The sequence below is a fragment of the Edaphobacter bradus genome (assembly GCF_025685645.1).
Lineage (GTDB): Bacteria > Acidobacteriota > Terriglobia > Terriglobales > Acidobacteriaceae > Edaphobacter > Edaphobacter bradus.
In genome coordinates this window covers 333,654-350,306 of sequence record NZ_JAGSYF010000001.1, presented here as the reverse complement: position 1 = coordinate 350,306, position 16,653 = coordinate 333,654, and the positions used below count along the sequence as shown (strand labels likewise).

Annotated in this window: 10 protein-coding genes; 4 read left to right on the top strand and 6 right to left on the bottom strand. The window is 61.2% G+C overall.

Annotation, left to right across the window (positions count from 1 at the left end; all coding sequences use genetic code 11):
- Nucleotides 1-27: 27 nt before the first annotated feature.
- The 3 genes from OHL16_RS01490 to OHL16_RS01480 all read right to left on the bottom strand — a co-directional run bounded on the left by OHL16_RS01490 (nt 28) and on the right by OHL16_RS01480 (nt 3,240).
- Nucleotides 28-537, bottom strand: a complete 510-nt coding sequence (locus tag OHL16_RS01490) for a gluconokinase (RefSeq protein WP_263365301.1) — start codon at nt 535-537, stop codon at nt 28-30.
- Between the two features lie 42 nt (nt 538-579).
- Nucleotides 580-1,842, bottom strand: coding sequence for a tagaturonate epimerase family protein (locus OHL16_RS01485; protein ID WP_263365300.1), 1,263 nt, complete (start codon nt 1,840-1,842; stop codon nt 580-582).
- 123 nt (nt 1,843-1,965) lie between these two features.
- Nucleotides 1,966-3,240, bottom strand: a complete 1,275-nt coding sequence (locus OHL16_RS01480; RefSeq protein ID WP_263365299.1) for a lactate racemase domain-containing protein — start codon at nt 3,238-3,240, stop codon at nt 1,966-1,968.
- Between the two features lie 57 nt (nt 3,241-3,297).
- Between OHL16_RS01480 and OHL16_RS01475 the strand changes: the two genes are divergently transcribed.
- A complete protein-coding gene (locus OHL16_RS01475) occupies nt 3,298-4,041 on the top strand; it encodes a dienelactone hydrolase family protein (RefSeq protein WP_263365298.1) in 744 nt (247 codons plus the stop codon).
- Nucleotides 4,042-4,094: 53 nt separating this feature from the next.
- Here the strand turns inward: OHL16_RS01475 and uxaC are convergent, their stop codons facing one another.
- Nucleotides 4,095-5,492, bottom strand: coding sequence for a glucuronate isomerase (uxaC, locus tag OHL16_RS01470; protein ID WP_263365297.1), 1,398 nt, complete (start codon nt 5,490-5,492; stop codon nt 4,095-4,097).
- 280 nt (nt 5,493-5,772) lie between these two features.
- Nucleotides 5,773-7,602: a hypothetical protein gene (locus tag OHL16_RS01465; protein ID WP_263365296.1), complete on the bottom strand. Its 1,830-nt coding sequence runs from the start codon at nt 7,600-7,602 to the stop codon at nt 5,773-5,775.
- A 172-nt stretch (nt 7,603-7,774) separates the two neighbouring features.
- On the opposite strand from OHL16_RS01465, the gene OHL16_RS01460 reads away from it, so the two are divergent.
- On the top strand, nt 7,775-10,042 hold the full coding sequence (locus OHL16_RS01460) for a beta-N-acetylhexosaminidase (RefSeq protein ID WP_263365295.1): 2,268 nt from the start codon (nt 7,775-7,777) through the stop codon (nt 10,040-10,042).
- A 107-nt stretch (nt 10,043-10,149) separates the two neighbouring features.
- Nucleotides 10,150-11,313: an N-acetylglucosamine-6-phosphate deacetylase gene (gene nagA, locus OHL16_RS01455; protein WP_263365294.1), complete on the top strand. Its 1,164-nt coding sequence runs from the start codon at nt 10,150-10,152 to the stop codon at nt 11,311-11,313.
- A gap of 19 nt (nt 11,314-11,332) precedes the next feature.
- On the opposite strand, the gene OHL16_RS01450 is transcribed toward nagA, so the two are convergent.
- On the bottom strand, nt 11,333-12,250 hold the full coding sequence (locus OHL16_RS01450; protein WP_263365293.1) for an N-acetylglucosamine kinase: 918 nt from the start codon (nt 12,248-12,250) through the stop codon (nt 11,333-11,335).
- Nucleotides 12,251-12,271: 21 nt separating this feature from the next.
- Here OHL16_RS01450 and OHL16_RS01445 point away from each other — a divergent pair, with 21 nt between their 5' ends.
- Entirely contained in the window at nt 12,272-16,615 is a 4,344-nt protein-coding gene (locus OHL16_RS01445; protein ID WP_317891015.1) for a sodium:solute symporter family transporter, read from the top strand.
- Nucleotides 16,616-16,653: the final 38 nt, after the last annotated feature.

Genomic DNA, 16,653 nt, shown 5'->3' with positions numbered 1-16,653 from the left:
TCTTCATTGCAAAAATATCGCAGAAAATTATTGCCTGCCCGCTCGCTCCAGCGGAATATGTTCCAGAATCTGGTTCACAATCGCCTCAGGCGACCGGTCATTGACGATCCGCAGCGCGTCCTTCGGCAGCTCAAGCGTCGCCAACTGGCTGTCCAACAGTGACGAGTTCATAAACTCGTGGTGACGCGCCGCCAGCCTCTCGCTGATCAGCTCCTTCGACCCATCCAGCAGAACGAACCGCACCATGCCCTCGGGAATTCCGTCCGCCAGCGTCGCGCGGTACTTCTCCTTCAGGGCCGAGCACGCGAGAATCCCGCTCCTGCCCGCCTCATACCAGCCACGCATCAACTTGTTCAGCGTCACGAGCCACGGCTGCCGATCGTCGTCGTTCAACGGATGCCCTGCAGCCATCTTCTGCTTGTTCGCCAAAGGGTGATAGTCGTCTGCATCAGCAAACACAGCGCCCGTCCGCTCAGCCAGCAGCGTGCCGATCGTTGTCTTTCCCGAACCGGACACGCCCATCAAAACCACAACCATCCCAACATCCTCTCAACCCTGAAGCACTGAATCAAGACGCGCCTACAATCCGAGGAAGACCGGCTTGATATGCCGTTCAAAAAGATTCGTGGTCACGTTCCTCGCCACAACCTCCTCGTTTGCCTCCAGAGCCTTCAGATAGCGACCTCCCAACTTCGCCGCGATCTTGAAGCCCACATGCAGCAGTTGCCGGAAGCTGGGATTGTAGGCCGTGTTGCTCTGATCGTGCCGCAGGGCCGCAGTGAACTCCCCATTGGTCCAACCACATACCCTCTCGGGCTTCGGAAGACGCGCCGGATCGATGTCGATCACCGCGGCATACGGCGCACAGAGCTCCTCGGCGTGCGCATAAGCCTCGGAGTAGACCTCCTTGGCAATCGCAAGGCCCGAACCGCCCGCCTCGGCAAGCCCGATCAGCTCTTCGAGCCACGTTGTTCCGGCCGTCTTCAGGTGAACTCCGGCATCAAACCGCTTTATCGCGTCGTGAATCGACTTGTAGATCGAAAACTTGTCCGAACCCGAATGCACACTGAGCTTCAGATTCCCAGGCAAACCGTAGGTCTTGACAGCAAACGCAATCGTTGCCAGGTCCTCGTTGAACTCCTTGGAGAACTGCGTGACATCGCCAACGTAGTCCACGCCCTTGTTGAAGCGCCCCATGAACTTCGGAGCAACCGTCTGAATCGGAATCTTCTCGTCGGCGATGGCCGCCAGAATGATCAATAGCTCCATCGGGGTCTGCGGCGAGTCGGTCTCATCTATCGAAACCTCAGGCACAAACGTGCCCGCGCCCTTCTTCTCCACCAGAAACCGGTAGATCCGGCTAGCGTCCTGCACCGCGGCCAGAAACTTGTTCGCAACCCCCGTCACGAACGCCTCATCCGTCTTGAAGGGCTCGGCGATATCCGGAATCGTTACCGTCCCAATCAACTCCGGGTGCCGCGCCACAAACGCAGCAACATCCTTCACGTCCGCCGGCTTTCCGATCATCTCCGCAACATCGAGCGTGAAGAAGTCACACGAAGCAAGGAACCGCTCCACCGTCTTCAAATTGATGTGGTCGGCGTCTAGAAAGTACGGTCCGGCCCAACAGAGCTCCTTCACCGCGTCATCGGCAGCCGCGCGAGTCTGGCTCGGATCCGATCCGATAATCATGTGCTCCCGGTTGGACTTGTTCCACACCGGCGAGACCTCGATGCCCGCATCGGCGGCCTTCACGCAAGCAGCAAGCTGGGCCTTCGCCTGATGGGCAAATCGATCACCCACTCCAACCGAGTACTTCGGAAGCCGCAGCCCTTCGCCCATACGACATACACCTTCTCTTATCGGCTGCGATTGGTCTAACCACTTTGCAGCCGTCCCAGCATAACTGGTTTATCGGGACATGAGCAAATATTTAGTGCGAACTTTGGCGTAATTGGCCTGGAGCTACTGGCCAAACCGCCCTTTGTAGGCCCACAGGCCGAGTCCGGGATTGGAGATATAGAAGATCTCCTCTCCATCGACTACGTTCCAGCCATCCTTGAGAACATCTGGATTGTATTTCGCCGTCATCTGAGCCAGGTCGCCGTACTCGAAGTGGACGCTCTCAATCTCCTGCCGGGTCAGGTGGCCGGGACAATAGCGGATGGTGAAACGGCCCTCGCTCGAGCCGTGGATCAGGTGAGCCGCAGCGCTCAGGTTTCCCGCGAGCGCAGGATCTTCCTTGACCGCCTCCAGAGTCCGCGGAGTTCCGCAGTAGCCATATTTGCGGATCAGCTTGTCAATTGCGCCGTCTTCGCCGAATTCGTGGACGCCCGGAGCGAGCACAATCAGCTCAGCTCCATCGGCGAGCGCCATGCGGGTGCGGTAGACGCTCTTGTTGCCCAGCCACGTGCTGCGAAACTCGTGCGGATCGAGAAACACGACGGCCTTCTTGATCTCGCGGTCGAGCATCTGGAAGTTCACTTTTACGCTCAACGCGGCAGCAAGCTCGAAGCACTCAGCATCGTCGCCAACGTAGAGGCCGCGGGTCACAAGCTCACCGGCCGGATTCTTCCCGATGACGGTCAGGACGTACACGATGGGAAGATTCTTCGCGAAGTGTTCGCTGGCGTAGTTCAGAACGCGTCGAACCGGCGTATCGGCGCGTCCCATCATGCGCTCCATCCCATAGACCGCGCCGAGAAAATGGCTGCGATGGATCCCGACTGAGCCGCCCGTTCCGATGAAGATGTTCTTGTTGTAGTTCGCCATGCCGATGACCTCGTGCGGCACGACCTGCCCGATGGAGAGGATGAGATCGTGGCCGCCATCGCGCACCAGTTTGTTGACCTGCGCCGGCCACGTGTAATCCACCTTGCCTTCGCTGACCTCGTAGAGAAACTCGCCCGGAACCTCGCCAAGGGTCACGACGTCGTTGCGCCAATCGTGAACGCGGAAGAGCGTGCGCGGAGTCGATCCGTACATCGTCGCGATCTCGCTGTCGGTCATCGGCTTATGGGTCCCGAGTGCGGGAAGAATGTCGACGAGCCTGTCCTGGTAGTACTGCCACGCCAGCTCCGTCAGCTTGCCCGCCTGAGAGTAAAAGCGAGTGATATCGGGTGGCACAGCCAGCACTTTGTTCTTCTTCCCGATCGCATCCAGCGCAGTGAACAGGTTGGCGCGCAGATCATCGGCGGACATCTCCGTCGTCTGGCTTCCGGCAGCAAAATAAAGGCTCATAGCATCTCATCTTACTCTGGGATGTGAGCGGCTCTAGAGGTCGCCAATGGAGACAAAATGACAGAACAGGCTCTTCAGCTCAAGATGCCCGGCGGAAACGCCGATGCAGTGCTCTTTCTTCCCGGCTCCTCCGGACCGCTTCCTGGAATCGTGCACATTCCCGACATAGGCAGCATCCGGGAGTCCCAGCGCGCGATGGCCCGCAGGCTGGCCGCGGAGGGTTACGTTGTCCTGATGCCCAATCCTTTCTATCGCACCAGCAGACCGCCGGTCTTCCCGTTCGAGCGCAAGCCGGGAGATGCAAAGACAATGGAGCGGATGAAGGAACTGATTGCTCCCTTGACGCCCGAGGCGCAGGAGCAGGACATAGCTGCTTACGTTGACTATTTAGCGTCGCAGACCTCCGTGTTGCCCAACAAGATCGGAGTCGTTGGCTTCTGCTTCGGCGGAGGCTGTGCGTTGCGGACTGCGGCGGTGCGACCGGAGAAGGTTCGAGCCGCTGCGTCGTTTCACGGAGGCGGACTGTACGAAGAGAACGATCCAGCCAGCCCGCATCTGGTTCTGCCGAAGGTCAAGGCGCGTCTCTACTTCGGCCATGCGGACAAAGACCAGCTTATGCCGGCTGATGCGATCACACACTTCGAGCAGGCTCTGAATAGCTGGGGCGGGAAGTACGAGAGCGAAACCTATCGCGGCGCATTTCATGGCTGGACGGTTCCGGATAGCGCGTCGTACAACAAACCCGAGGCCGAACGGGCCTACGGCAAGATGACTGAGCTGTTCAAGGCGGCTCTCTCGTGAGGGGCTGGCTGGCGGAATCGGAAGAGGCCGGATCACTCCGGCCTCTCACTTTGCTATAGCTTGTAGGCCTTCTTCGCCAGGTTGACCGTTAGATCGACGATAAGCTCGAACGCCTCATCTTCATCGAGCCGGTGCTCAGCCACGAGACGGCCCAGGAATGCGCAATCGATGCGCCGTGCGACATCGTGGCGCGCTGGAATGGAGAGGAAGGCACGCGTGTCGTCATTGAAGCCGACGGTGTTGTAGAAGCCCGCCGTCTCCGTGGTCTGCTCGCGGAAGCGCATCATGCCCTCAGGCGAGTCGTTGAACCACCAGGCGGGGCCGAGGCGCAGAGCAGGATAGTGCCCGGCCAGCGGAGCCAGTTCGCGCGAGTAGGTCGTTTCGTCGAGCGTGAAGAGAATGAAGGTCAGGCGTGGATCGTTGCCATACTTGTTGAGCAGAGGCCGCAGGTTGCGCGTGTACTCGGTGGCCGACGGTATATCGGCACCCTTGTCGCGGCCGAATTGCTCGTAGAGCAGCCGGTTGTGATTGCGCACCGAGCCTGGGTGGAGCTGCATGGTCAGGCCGTCTTCAACGGACATGCCGGCCATCTCGGTGAGCATCTGGGCCTGGAAGATCTCCTGCTCCTGCGGCACGGAGCGGCCTGAGAGAATGCGGCCGTAGAGAGCCTCTGCGGTGGAAGGATCAAGGTCTGCAGTCATGGCCGTAAGGTGGCCGTGGTCGGTCGCCGTGGCTCCGAGCGACTTGAAGAACTCGCGGCGACTTCTCAGCGCGTTGAGATAGCCCTTGTAGGTTCCGATGTTCTCGCCGGTAATCTCGCCGAGCTTCTCGATGTTCTGGACGAAGCCCGCGTACTCAGCGTCGATCACGGAGTCGGGGCGGAAGGTTGGAAGAACCTTCCCCTTCCAGCCTGAAGTGCGAATGGCCTTGTGGTATTCCAGCGTGTCTAGGGGAGAGTCAGTGGTCGAGATGACCTCGATGTTGAACTTCTCGTAGAGAGCGCGGGGACGGAACGCCGGAGTCGCCAGTTCCGCAGCGATGGCGTCGTAGTAGTGATCGGCGTTGCTCGCGTTCAGACGCTCCTTCAGCCCGAACTGGTTTTCGAAAGCATAGTCGAGCCACAGACGCGTCGGAGTGCCGCGGAAGAGATAGTAGTTCTTCGCGAAGACACGCCAGACCTCGCGCGGGTCGGCGTTCTGCTTTCCGTCGTTCTGCGGTATTCCCAGCGACTCAAGCGAAATGCCCTGCGAGTAGAGCATGCGGAAGACGTAATGGTCGGGTTGAATGAAGAGCGCGGTGGGGTTCGGAAATGCGCCGTCTTCGGCGAACCAGCGAGGGTCAGTGTGACCGTGTGGAGAGATAATCGGCAGGTTCTTTACAGTCTCGTACAACCTCGCAGTAACCGATCGCGTAGACGCGTCGGCAGGAAACAATCGCATGGGGTCAAGCATTGCAGCACCTCGCTATCGAAAGAAGATCATTTAATCGCGACTTCGAACAAACGCGCAACTGAGGAAGCGTACCAGATTCGACCCACACGCTGGTACCACGAATCGTACGGATGAAACCTCTAATCGATAGCTGCCGTACTCCAGCCTCAGATCCGGAGAAGTGATCAGACGGAATATGCAGATCTTCGCTGCGATGACGAATCGGGAAGGGCCTTCGGGATGAAAAGAGAAGTGGCGCTTCCGAAGAAGCGCCACCTCTCTGTCTTAGCTTTCGTAGTGTTTACGGGAGGTAGTAACGCAGGCTCGTGAACACCATGTTGTTGGTCGCCTTCGGTGCGCCACCCACACCCACCCAGCCCGTGCGGGTCAGGTAGCTGTACTGAAGGGTGTACTGGAGGCGGCCCCTGGGACCGTTGTAGAAGCGGTAGGTGTAGCCTGCCGTTCCCTCGAAGATCGCACGCGTCGCGCCAAGGCAGCTTGCGGGGGTACCCGGATTGTACGGGGCGCCGCCGGCAAATCCATTTCCAGTGCTCGTCGGCAAGGTCTCCGTGTTACAGCCTGCGTTCGAGGCGGTAGGAGGAGCATAACCAACGAGCCGGCCAATGGTAGCCGCCGGGCCCAGCGTGTTTACGTAGACCGTGCGCTGCGCGTACTCGCCGCCGCCGTAACCAAACAGATCCAGCTTCTTGTTCGGGTGAAGCTCGATCGAGACCAGGCCCTGGTAGCCCTTGATCGGAGCGAGTGTTCCGTTTGGATGAACCGTCACGTCAGGCAAGGTTGACGTGCCGTAGCGGCCTACGCCCGTACCAGCAAGTCCGTGCACGCCGAAGTCCACATAATGAGTAATGGGAAAGCGCGCGTTTGCGAAGAAACCGCCGCCCGTCTTCGTGTCGTTCGTACCACCTGCAGCGGTGGGAGGGGTGTTCGTCTGACCAGGGTAGTAACGGTCGCGGAAGAACCGGGCGAGGCCACCGATTTCGTAGTGACCGACCTTCGGGTCAAAAGCAGCCTTCACAATGATGTCCGGTGCAACGTTGCTCGAGTAGTTCGCCAACTGGTCGTAAAGTCCCCCGCCGGCACCAGCGTTTCCGATGAAGAAGTTGGCATTCGCATTGGTCGCAGAATAGATAATCTGCGCATTTTCAAGCGAAGCAGCAATGGTTGTAATGCCGATCTTCTGCTGCACGCGGAGGGCAGCCTGACGAGCCCAGCTGAAACCGACGTTGTACTGGTGATCGATCACGAGAGGCGTATTCTCGGTTCGGTTGTCAGTTCCCTTCTTGGTTTCCGTCACCAGCGACCACATCTGCCCGCCCGTGACGGTGAGCCCGCTGTTCAAAGCGACCTGAGCGAAGGCCTGGCGTTGACGAAGGGTGTAGCTGTTGCTCTGGTTGTCGTTGCTCGTGACGCCTGCGCTCTGGAAGTCAGCTTCGAGGTAGCCGAGCAGCTTGAACGGGCCCGCGTTGCCTTCAACAAGGACGGTGGGGCGAGTCGGACGCCCCGACAGGTTGAGCTCGCTTGTATGTGCCTGCCCAGCACCTTGGTAGGGGGTCGCGTTGAACGGAGTATTGATGTCTGCGTTCAGTGCGCGGGTGCGATATGCCGACTCCAACGCAAAGAATCCGCCCGGAGTGATGGTGACGCCCTTGTAATGGAGCGCTATCGGCGACTCCATAGCCGCAGTGATGTCCTTCTTGGTATCGCTGATAGTCTGGGCCAGCCCTGCATTGGAGTTCTTGAGGTCGGTAACGCTAGAGCTGAGCGCCGTAACCGCCTCGTTGTTCTGCTGCAGGCTGGAGCTGACGCTCTGGGCCTGCGCGGTTGCCGCTGCAGCCGACGCGTTGGCAGCCTGGGCATCGCTCGCAGCTGTCGCCAGCTTGGCGTCGCGGTCAGCGACCTGCTGCTTCAGCGCGTTGATCTGGCCCTGCTGGTTGAGCATCTGTTCGCGCAACTCCCGCAACTCGCGCTCTGTCGCTGATTCGACGGGCGCCTTCTTTTTGACGGCCTTCTTGGTGGTCGTCTTGGCGGGCGTTCCCGCCGTCTGAGCTTGCATCGATACGGTGCTGACAAGCAGCATCGCGGCGAGTGCCGCTTTTCGTTGGTTCGTCATGAATCCTCGCAAGTTATTTGGAAACTTAAGGCAGGCATTACCACTGGAAGGCACGAAAAGGCCTTCCACTGCGACACTTACCCTTTATCGTTTCGTAACTGATACTCCCAGAGTTGTGTGAATAGAAGAAGAATTCGCACGATCTTTTCTAGACAAAACAAGACCTTGCACGATGATGGTTAGTTTGCTCCTTGAGGTATGTAACTGGATTGGATCGCAAACTCCCCACGAAACCGCCAACTCGTTTACCGTGGTTTATATGCCATCGTTTCGTGCCGCAGGACGTGCAGCCCTTTTCCTTCCATTTGTCTCCCTCGTCTCCCTGGCCCAACCTGCTTCTCCGTCACTCAATCTGATCCCGATTCCACGCGAGGTTCGTGCCGGGGAGGTGCAGTCGCTGGCCTCCGGCGTGCGAATCAATTGCGCTGCTCCCTGTGCGGCCGAAGACGCCTTCGCCATCAACGACTTGAAGAGCTATCTCGCCTCGCAGGGCGTCGCGGCGAACACGACCTCGCCGGTGAATCTGCTGGTCGTGCGCTATGGCTCGCCGATGGCAAAGTCTATCTATAAAGAGGCAACGCCTCAGCCTGCCGACGCACCGTCAGAGTTTCCCGCGGAGATGAAGGCGGAGGGATACGTCATCCTCCCGGACGGCAAGGGCTTGGCTATTACGGCCGCGAGCGACGCGGGAATCTTCTATGCCCTGCAGACCGTCAAGCAGCTTGTGACCGGAACCGGCACAAATGCCGTGCTCCACACCGCGACGGTCCGCGATTGGCCGGCGATGCAGTATCGCGGCCTGCACGACGACCTCTCGCGGGGCCCGGTGCCAACGCTGGACTTCCAGAAGAAGCAAATTCGCATGCTGGCTGCCTACAAGCTGAACGTCTACTCGCCATACTTCGAGCACACGATGCAGTACACCGGTCACCCGCTGATGGCTCCGCCGGGGGGCACGCTGACGCAGGCGCAGGCGCGCAAGCTGGTAGCCTATGCGGCGAACTACCACGTCACCGTCATCCCGGAGCAGGAGGCCTTCGGGCACCTGCACTATCTTCTGACATGGGACAAGTATTCGCCGATCGGTGAGACGCCTCACGGACAGGTGCTTGCTCCGGGCCAGCCCGACGGACAGAAACTGACCCACGACATGTTCAACGAGCTCGCCGGAATCTATCCGGGACCGTTCCTGCATCTCGGCGCCGACGAGACCGTGGAGCTGGGCAAGGGACAGACCAAGGCGCAGGTGGATGCGGAGGGGCTCGGGCCGGTGTATCTGGGATACCTGCAGCGGATCGTCACCGATCTGAAGCCGCTGAACCGGAAGCTCCTCTTCTGGGGCGATATCGCGATGAAGGAGCCGGACCTCTTGAAGCAGCTTCCCGACAGCTTCAAGCAGGCGACCATCGCCGTGCCATGGGAGTACAACCCGCAGCCACGCGGGTTTGCGCGGTTCATCAAGCCATTCACCGACGCGGGCTTTCAGACATGGGTCTCACCCGGCGTCAACAACTGGTCGCGCGTTTATCCCAACTGGAACAACGCACTCGAAAACATCCAGCAGTTCACCCTCGAAGGCCAGCAGCTCGGAGCGACCGGACAGCTGAACACCATCTGGGACGACGACGGCGAAGCTCTCTTCAACGCGAACTGGTACGGCATCCTCTTTGGAGCTGAGGCCGCCTGGCACAAGGGCGAGGCATCGATTCCAGCCTTCCAGGCGAGCTATGGCATGAACTTCCACGGCGACGCGACCGGCAAGATCGACCAGGCCCAGAAGGAGTTGATGGCCGCGCACAAGCTCCTGAAGGACTCCCCCTACAAGACCGATGCGCAGGATCTGCTCTTCTGGCAGGACCCGTGGAACCCCGACGGGCAGCGCATGGCGGCTGAGATTCGGGCGATTCTCCCGGAGCTGCGTCTGCACACCGAGCGCGCCATCGCACTGGTCGCCGAGGCCAGGAACGCCAATCCGAACCTGCGTGAAACCGATGCTCTCGATGTGCTGGAGTTGGGAGCGCGGCGAATGGACCTGATCGGGCTGAAGTTCGAACTGACCGACGAGATCGCCACCAGCTACGCGCACGCCTTCGCTCTCCAGACCTCGACCGTCAAGGAGGACCGCGAGGACCTCGTGCGGGAGCTGGGCGGCATCAACAGCGTCAACGGCAAGCTGGAGGACCTGCGCAACAACTACTCGCTGCTGCGCGACCTGTACGAGCAGGCATGGCTCAAGAGCTACCGGCCATACTTCCTGCGCAACAACCTCGAGCGTTACGACCTGACGATTCAGTTGTGGCTCAGCCGCATGGATCGCGTAAGGATTGCGCAGCGCCAGTGGGTCAACTTGAAGACGCTGCCCCCGGCGGCAGACCTGGGGATTCCTGCTCCGCCCACTGCGACAACGGCGCCAGAGAATCAGTCTCCCGCGAGCCACTAAGATTCGTCTTCGCTTCAGCATGGCCGTGCCGACTTTCTCCACACCGGGAAGCCTCGGCACGGCTGCCAGCCATTCACCTTCTTCCCATGGACTAAACTGAACGCCTAATGCTTCAGACACTCGCAGCACGCCGTCTCATTACATCGTCGGAGACGATTGATCATCCGGTCATCCAGGTCGTCGACGGGGTGATCACGAGCATCCACTCGGACCCGCGAAATGGTGCAGCCGACACGACGCTCACCTCCACCTTCTTCGACGTCCACATGCATGGCGCGGCAAGCCACGACGTGATGGAGGGGACGCCCAAGGCCATCGGCGCGGTGAGCCGCTTTCTCGCCGCGCGCGGCGTAGGCCACTACCTCGCGACAACCGTGACAGCGCCGGTCGAGAAGACGTTGCGCTCCCTCGAAGGAATAGCGAATGCCATTGAGGCGGACGCGGCCCGGGGAGAAGCGCGGCCCATTGGGATTCACCTGGAGGGGCCATTCATCTCCCACGCCAAACGAGGCGTGCATCCGCCTGAAGATATCCATCCGCCCAGCATCGCTCTGCTCGATCGTTTCCATCAGGCGGCCCGCGGCCACATCCGCCTGATGACCGTCGCGCCGGAGATCCCCGGGTCGATCGATATGATTACGCACGCTGTTGCGCTCGGCATCAAGGTCAGCATTGGCCACACGAACGCGACCGCGCACGAGACGCAGCCCGCGATCGACGCCGGAGCCACCAGCGCCACCCACACCTACAACGCGATGCGTCCGCTCGACCATCGCGAACCGGGCGTTCTGGGCACGGTGCTTGATACCGAGCCTCTCTTCGCCGAACTGATCTGCGACGGCATTCACGTCGCTCCCGAACTGGTGCGATTGTGGCTGAAGGCCAAAGGCGAGCAGCGGGGCATCCTTATCACCGACTGCATGTCAGCGACGGGTATGCCAGACGGCATCTACATGCTCGGCAACTTCAAGGTGAAGCTCTCCGCCGGCCGCGCGCTCTCCGCCGACGATCTCGCGCATGGCAAGCAGACGCTTGCCGGCAGCGTGCTCACGCTCGACCGCGCCGTAGCTAATCTGCAACGGTTCGCCGGAGTTCCCCTGGGGACCGCAGTTCGCATGGCCTCGCACACCCCGGCCATGATGGTCGGCGTAACAGACACTGTCGCAAACATTGCTGCTGGCCAGCCGGCGAACTTTAACCTCTTCAACGCGGCAGGCGAGCTGACCCAGACGATCCTGAGCGGCAGCGTGGTTCCTGCGTTTACTTTTTGAGCGCCTGAGTCCGTCCGGATCAGGCGTTCCGTCCGCCCCCCCGCGCGCGCCACAGCGCGCCTTCAAGTGAGTCGACCGCTCCCTCCATCAACTTCACGCGCGGGGCCGACTGCTTGAGCGCACGCACCATCGATTCGCGCACGATGCCCACGTGCTCGATGACGCTGCCGGTATAGGCGAGGCCGACTTCACCGTTCGTTCCTGTTTCGAGCATCTTGACAGCGACCAGAGACACCTGTTCGGCAAGCTCTTCCCCGGCGCGTTCAAGAATCGCCTTGGCAAGGTCGTCCCCCTGCTCAGCGCACTTGACGACGACCGGAGTAAGCGCGGCGAAGTCCGGCCCGGGACGGAGATTGGCCTTCTCGACGATCTCGCCGATCGATTCCAGCTTCCAGAACTCGCTGATCTCTTCGAGCAGCACCGTCGGAATATTGCGGTCTCTCGCCCAGAAGCCCCCGCGCAGCGCCTCCTGCCCGATCCAGAAGCCCGAGCCCTCATCTCCCAGCGCCGGGCCCCAGCCTCCGGCGCTGTACCTGGTCCCGTCTGAGGCACGTCCGATGACATTGGAGCCCGTGCCGGCGATCACCAGAATGCCTTCGCCGCCCCGAAATGCGCCGTCGAGCGCGATCTCCTGGTCGCCGCACAACAGAAGCTCGCCGCCAACGACCTCGCCGATCTCCCGCTCAGCCCACTCACGTACCGCTTCGATGGAAAGGCCTGCCAGCCCGATGCACGTCCGCGTCAAATCAGCCAGGCTCACCTTCGCCTCAAGCGAGAGCTGCGACAGCAGGCCGCGCAGCCGCGATGTCGCCTCCCCCTCGCTCACTCGCATCAGCTTCACGGTTCCCGTAACGGCCCGCGCCAGGATGCGCGTCTCGTCGGCAAGCACGCCTGTCGTCTTCGTCCCACCTGCATCTATCGCCAGAAAAAAGCTCATAACCTAGCCATGATATGACACGTGAGCGCGCACAATCTGGGCAGCATTTCCCGCCTCTGCCGCTATACACTCGCTGGTATGCCCTCTGCAGTACCTTCACTTCACCTTCATACTCTGGACCTTGGCCTCATCGCCGCCTATCTGGTTGGGATTACCCTCTTCGGCCTGCGTTTTCGCAACGGCAAAAAGCCTGCCTCACGCTCGCTTGAGAGCTACTTCCTTGCCGACCGCTCCATCCCCTGGTGGGCCATCGCGCTCTCCATCGTCTCCGCCGAGACTAGCACCCTGACCATCATCAGCATTCCTGGCGTGGCCTTCGCAGGGGACTTCGGCTTTCTACAGGTTGTGCTGGGCTACCTGGTCGGACGCGTCGTCGTAGCGGCGCTGTTTCTGCCGCGATACTTCAAAGGCAGCATGCTGACGGCTTACCAACTCATCGATCAGCGCTTCGGCCACACCCTTCACAAGGTCACCGCAGGCCTGTTTCTCATCACGCGCGCCGCTGCCGAGGGAGTGCGCGTCTTCGCCGTCTCCATCGTGGTCAGCATCGCCATCGGAACCGGAGACGTCATCTCTATCGCGCTTATCTCCGCGCTCACGCTGCTCTACACCTTCGAGGGAGGCATGGCAGCCGTCATCTGGACCGACGTCGTGCAGATGTTCATCTATATCGCCGGCACAATCGTCGCCATCGCCACACTCGGCACGCACGTTCCCGGAGGATGGGGGCAGATCCACGAGGTCGCCGCAGCAGCGGGCAAGTTCCACCTCTTCAGCTTCGCCGTGAACCTCACCCAGTCCTATACCTTCTGGGCCGGGCTGCTCGGCGGAGCCTTCCTCACCATGGCGTCGCACGGTACAGACCAGCTCATGGTGCAGCGCATGCTGGCCGCGCGCAACCTGCGCGAGTCGCGCATTGCGCTGCTCAGCTCCGGCGCCGTGATCCTGCTGCAGTTCACGCTCTTCCTCTTCATCGGAGCTGGGCTATACGTCTTCTACGGCCTGCACCCTGCCAGCTTCACGAGCGCCGACCGCATCTTCCCCACCTTCATCGTGCGCGAGATGCCCGTCGGCGTAGCAGGCCTGCTCATCGCAGCGATTCTCGCGGCGGCGATGTCGAACCTCTCCGCCGCGCTCAACTCCCTCTCCTCCACTACCGTCGTAGACTTTTACATGCACTGGCGACCCAAGGCCGACGACCGCGAACGTATTATGATCTCCCGCTCCTCTACACTGCTCTGGGCGCTTGTCCTCTTTGCCATCGCCGTCTACAGCATTAAGGCCGGCGGCCACGGCCACGTCGTCGAGATCGGCCTCTCCATCGCCTCGGTCGCGTATGGCGCCCTCCTCGGAGTCTTCCTGCTGGGCACGCTCACGCGCTACGCCACGCAAGCCGGAGCGATCCTTGGCATGGTCGTGGGCTTTGCTCTGAATATGGCGCTGTGGCTGCAGCCCGCGCCCATCCACCTGGCCAACCTGCCGCTGCTTGGCGACACTACGCTCCCCCGCGTGGCCTTCACCTGGTATGTGCTCATCGGAGCAGCCGTCACCTTCGCCATCGGCTCCCTCGCCAGCCTCATCTTCCGCAAACAACCTGCCAGAAAGGCCGTCGCCGCTGCCATCATTGCCTGCCTTTCTTTGTTGTCATCCCGCACCCTGAGCGCAGCCGAAGGGGAGGAATCTGCTTCTCCCACGAGCACGCAAGTCTCCACGACGACAACGGCCCCTGATTTCACCCCCATCTCCGCGCTCATCAACGACGCCATCGAGCAGAAAAAGCTCCCCGGAGCAGTCGTGGTCGTCGGCCACGACAACCACATCGTCTTCGAAAAGGCTTACGGCAACCGCAAGCTCGCCGGCGAGCCCGGTCTCGACGGAAAGCCATCCGCTGCCGAACCCATGACCGAAGACACCATCTTCGACATGGCCTCGCTCACCAAGTGCCTCGCCACCGCGACCGCCATCATGCAGCTATACGAACAGGGCAAATTCCAGTTCGACGACCCCGTCGCCAAATACCTTCCCGAGTTCGCCGCCAACGGAAAAGAGAAGGTCACCATCCGCGAACTCCTCACCCACTATTCCGGCCTCCCGCCCGACGTCAGCCTCAAAGATTCGTGGGGCCTCGCCGCACCTGACAAGGCCGAAGGCATCAAGCGCGCGATGGAATCAACCCTCGCCAATCCCCCGGGCACGAAGTTCGTTTACTCCGACATCAACTTCATCACGCTTGGTGTGCTGGTGGAGAAGCTCAGCGGGCAGCCGCTCGATGTTTATGTAGAGCAGCAAATCTTCAAGCCCCTGGGGATGATGTCCACCTTCTACCACCCCTTCGACAAAACATGCGGTCCCGTCATTCGCACGGGGGCGGCGATACAACCCGGGCCTCATCCCCGCCTGCCGATGCACATGGTCTGCCCGCAGAATACCTGGAGCCCTACTGCCCTCGATCCTGAGACCGCCCCCACAGCGCACGACGATGAGTTGAACGCCGAGGTTAATCCCGACTTCGACCATCTCCTCCGCGGCACCGTCCACGACCCCACCACCCGCCGCATGGGCGGAGTAGCCGGCCACGCCGGAGTCTTCTCCACGGCGCACGACATCGCGCTCTACGCCGATGCCCTGCTCGAAAAATTCCTGCACAACAAGGGACCCTTCCCGCTCAAGCAGTCCACCCTACAGCTGATGGCGAAGCCTGAGCAGCCCGCAACCGCGCAGGAGGGCGCGACCATCTTCACTCCAGACGGCCAGCCCACCAAGGGCGTCGCCGCGCGTGGCTTCGGCTGGGACATCAACACTGCGTTCTCGCGCCCGCGCGGATCAGTCTTCCCAATCGGCAGCTTCGGCCACACCGGCTTCACCGGCACCACGCTCTGGATGGACCCGCAGTCCGACACCTACATCATCCTGCTCTCGAACGCTATCCACCCGCGCGGTAACCCGCCCATCTCTACTCTGCGCGGACAGGTCGCCACTGCTGCGGCGCAGGCGCTCCATCTTGAGGCTCTTTCTTTCTCTAAGCCAAATGGTGTGTGCACATGCACTCATTGCGCAGGCTGCCCGGGACTCTCCGTTGATTCGACGGTGTCTCTGATCAATTCGCATCTCAGCGCTGGCATTCAGGTCCTCACCGGTATCGACGCCCTCGAATCCACCCACTACCAGACCCTCACCGAAGTCTCCCACCGCCACGGCAACCACCTCCGCCTCGGCCTGCTCACCAATCAATCCGGCCTCGACTCCAATGGCCGCCGCACCATCGACTTGCTCGCCACCGAAGCAGCAAAACACGTTCCCGGCCTGGCCCTCACCACCCTCTTCTCCCCCGAACACGGCATCTTCGGCAAGCAGGACACCACCGACATCTCTGCCGAGACCGACCCCACCACCCACCTCCCCGTCGTCAGCCTCTACGGAGCCAAGCCCGAGCAGCGCCATCCTTCGCACGAGCAACTCAAAGACCTCGACGCTGTCGTCATCGACCTCCAGGACGCCGGCGTCCGCTTCTACACCTACGAGACCGTCACCGGCTACTTCCTCGAAGCCGCCGCGAACGAGAAAGCCCTCGGCCACTCGCTCGAAATCATCGTCCTCGACCGGCCCAACATCATCGGCGGCGAGCAGGTGCAGGGCCCCGTCTCCGACACTGGCCACGAGTCCTACACCAACTACATGCCGCTGCCCATCCGACACGGCATGACGCTCGGCGAGCTGGCCCGCTACATCAATGGCGAGCGCCGCCTCCCGTCACCGACTTCGCGCAACGTTCAGGTTCCGCTCGAAGCTCTACTCACCGTCGTTCCGCTGCAGAGTTGGTCACGCGCGCAGTATTTCGACGAGACGCATCTTCCGTGGACCAATCCCAGCCCCAACCTCCGCAACGTGACCGAGGCGACGCTCTACCCCGGCGTGGCACTGCTTGAGATGACCAACCTCTCCGTCGGCCGCGGTACCGACCACCCCTTCGAGCAGCTCGGCGCGCCCTACATCGACGCGGCCGCCCTCACCGCCTACCTCACCAGCCGCAAAATCCCCGGCGTCGCGTTCACCGCATCCACCATCACGGTCGCCGAGGACGCCAACCACTACCCCTACCACGGCCAGACCATCCCCGCGCTGCACATCACGCTCACCGACCGGCGCCAACTCGACTCCCCCGAGCTCGGCATCGAGCTTCTCACCGCGCTCAACCGCCTCTACCCTGCACAGTTCAATCTGTCTAAAGCCGAACGGCTGCTGGTCAGCGTCAACACCATGCTCGCGCTCGAGAACAAGGAAGACCCCCGCAAGATCGCGGCCTCATGGTCGGCCGAACTCGACGCATTCAAGCAGCGCCGCGAGCCTTATCTCCTTTATCACTGAGCACATCCCTTAAAGACGTACCCAGCTGGCAACCTCAC

Excerpts from the sequence above, each read along its gene's own strand:
- OHL16_RS01490 (WP_263365301.1), bottom strand. The coding sequence starts at position 537 with ATGGTTGTGGTTTTGATGGGCGTGTCCGGTTCGGGAAAGACAACGATC.
- OHL16_RS01485 (WP_263365300.1), bottom strand. The coding sequence starts at position 1,842 with ATGGGCGAAGGGCTGCGGCTTCCGAAGTACTCGGTTGGAGTGGGTGAT.
- OHL16_RS01480 (WP_263365299.1), bottom strand. The coding sequence starts at position 3,240 with ATGAGCCTTTATTTTGCTGCCGGAAGCCAGACGACGGAGATGTCCGCC.
- OHL16_RS01475 (WP_263365298.1), top strand. The coding sequence starts at position 3,298 with ATGACAGAACAGGCTCTTCAGCTCAAGATGCCCGGCGGAAACGCCGAT.
- uxaC (WP_263365297.1), bottom strand. The coding sequence starts at position 5,492 with ATGCTTGACCCCATGCGATTGTTTCCTGCCGACGCGTCTACGCGATCG.
- OHL16_RS01465 (WP_263365296.1), bottom strand. The coding sequence starts at position 7,602 with ATGACGAACCAACGAAAAGCGGCACTCGCCGCGATGCTGCTTGTCAGC.
- OHL16_RS01460 (WP_263365295.1), top strand. The coding sequence starts at position 7,775 with ATGATGGTTAGTTTGCTCCTTGAGGTATGTAACTGGATTGGATCGCAA.
- nagA (WP_263365294.1), top strand. The coding sequence starts at position 10,150 with ATGCTTCAGACACTCGCAGCACGCCGTCTCATTACATCGTCGGAGACG.
- OHL16_RS01450 (WP_263365293.1), bottom strand. The coding sequence starts at position 12,250 with ATGAGCTTTTTTCTGGCGATAGATGCAGGTGGGACGAAGACGACAGGC.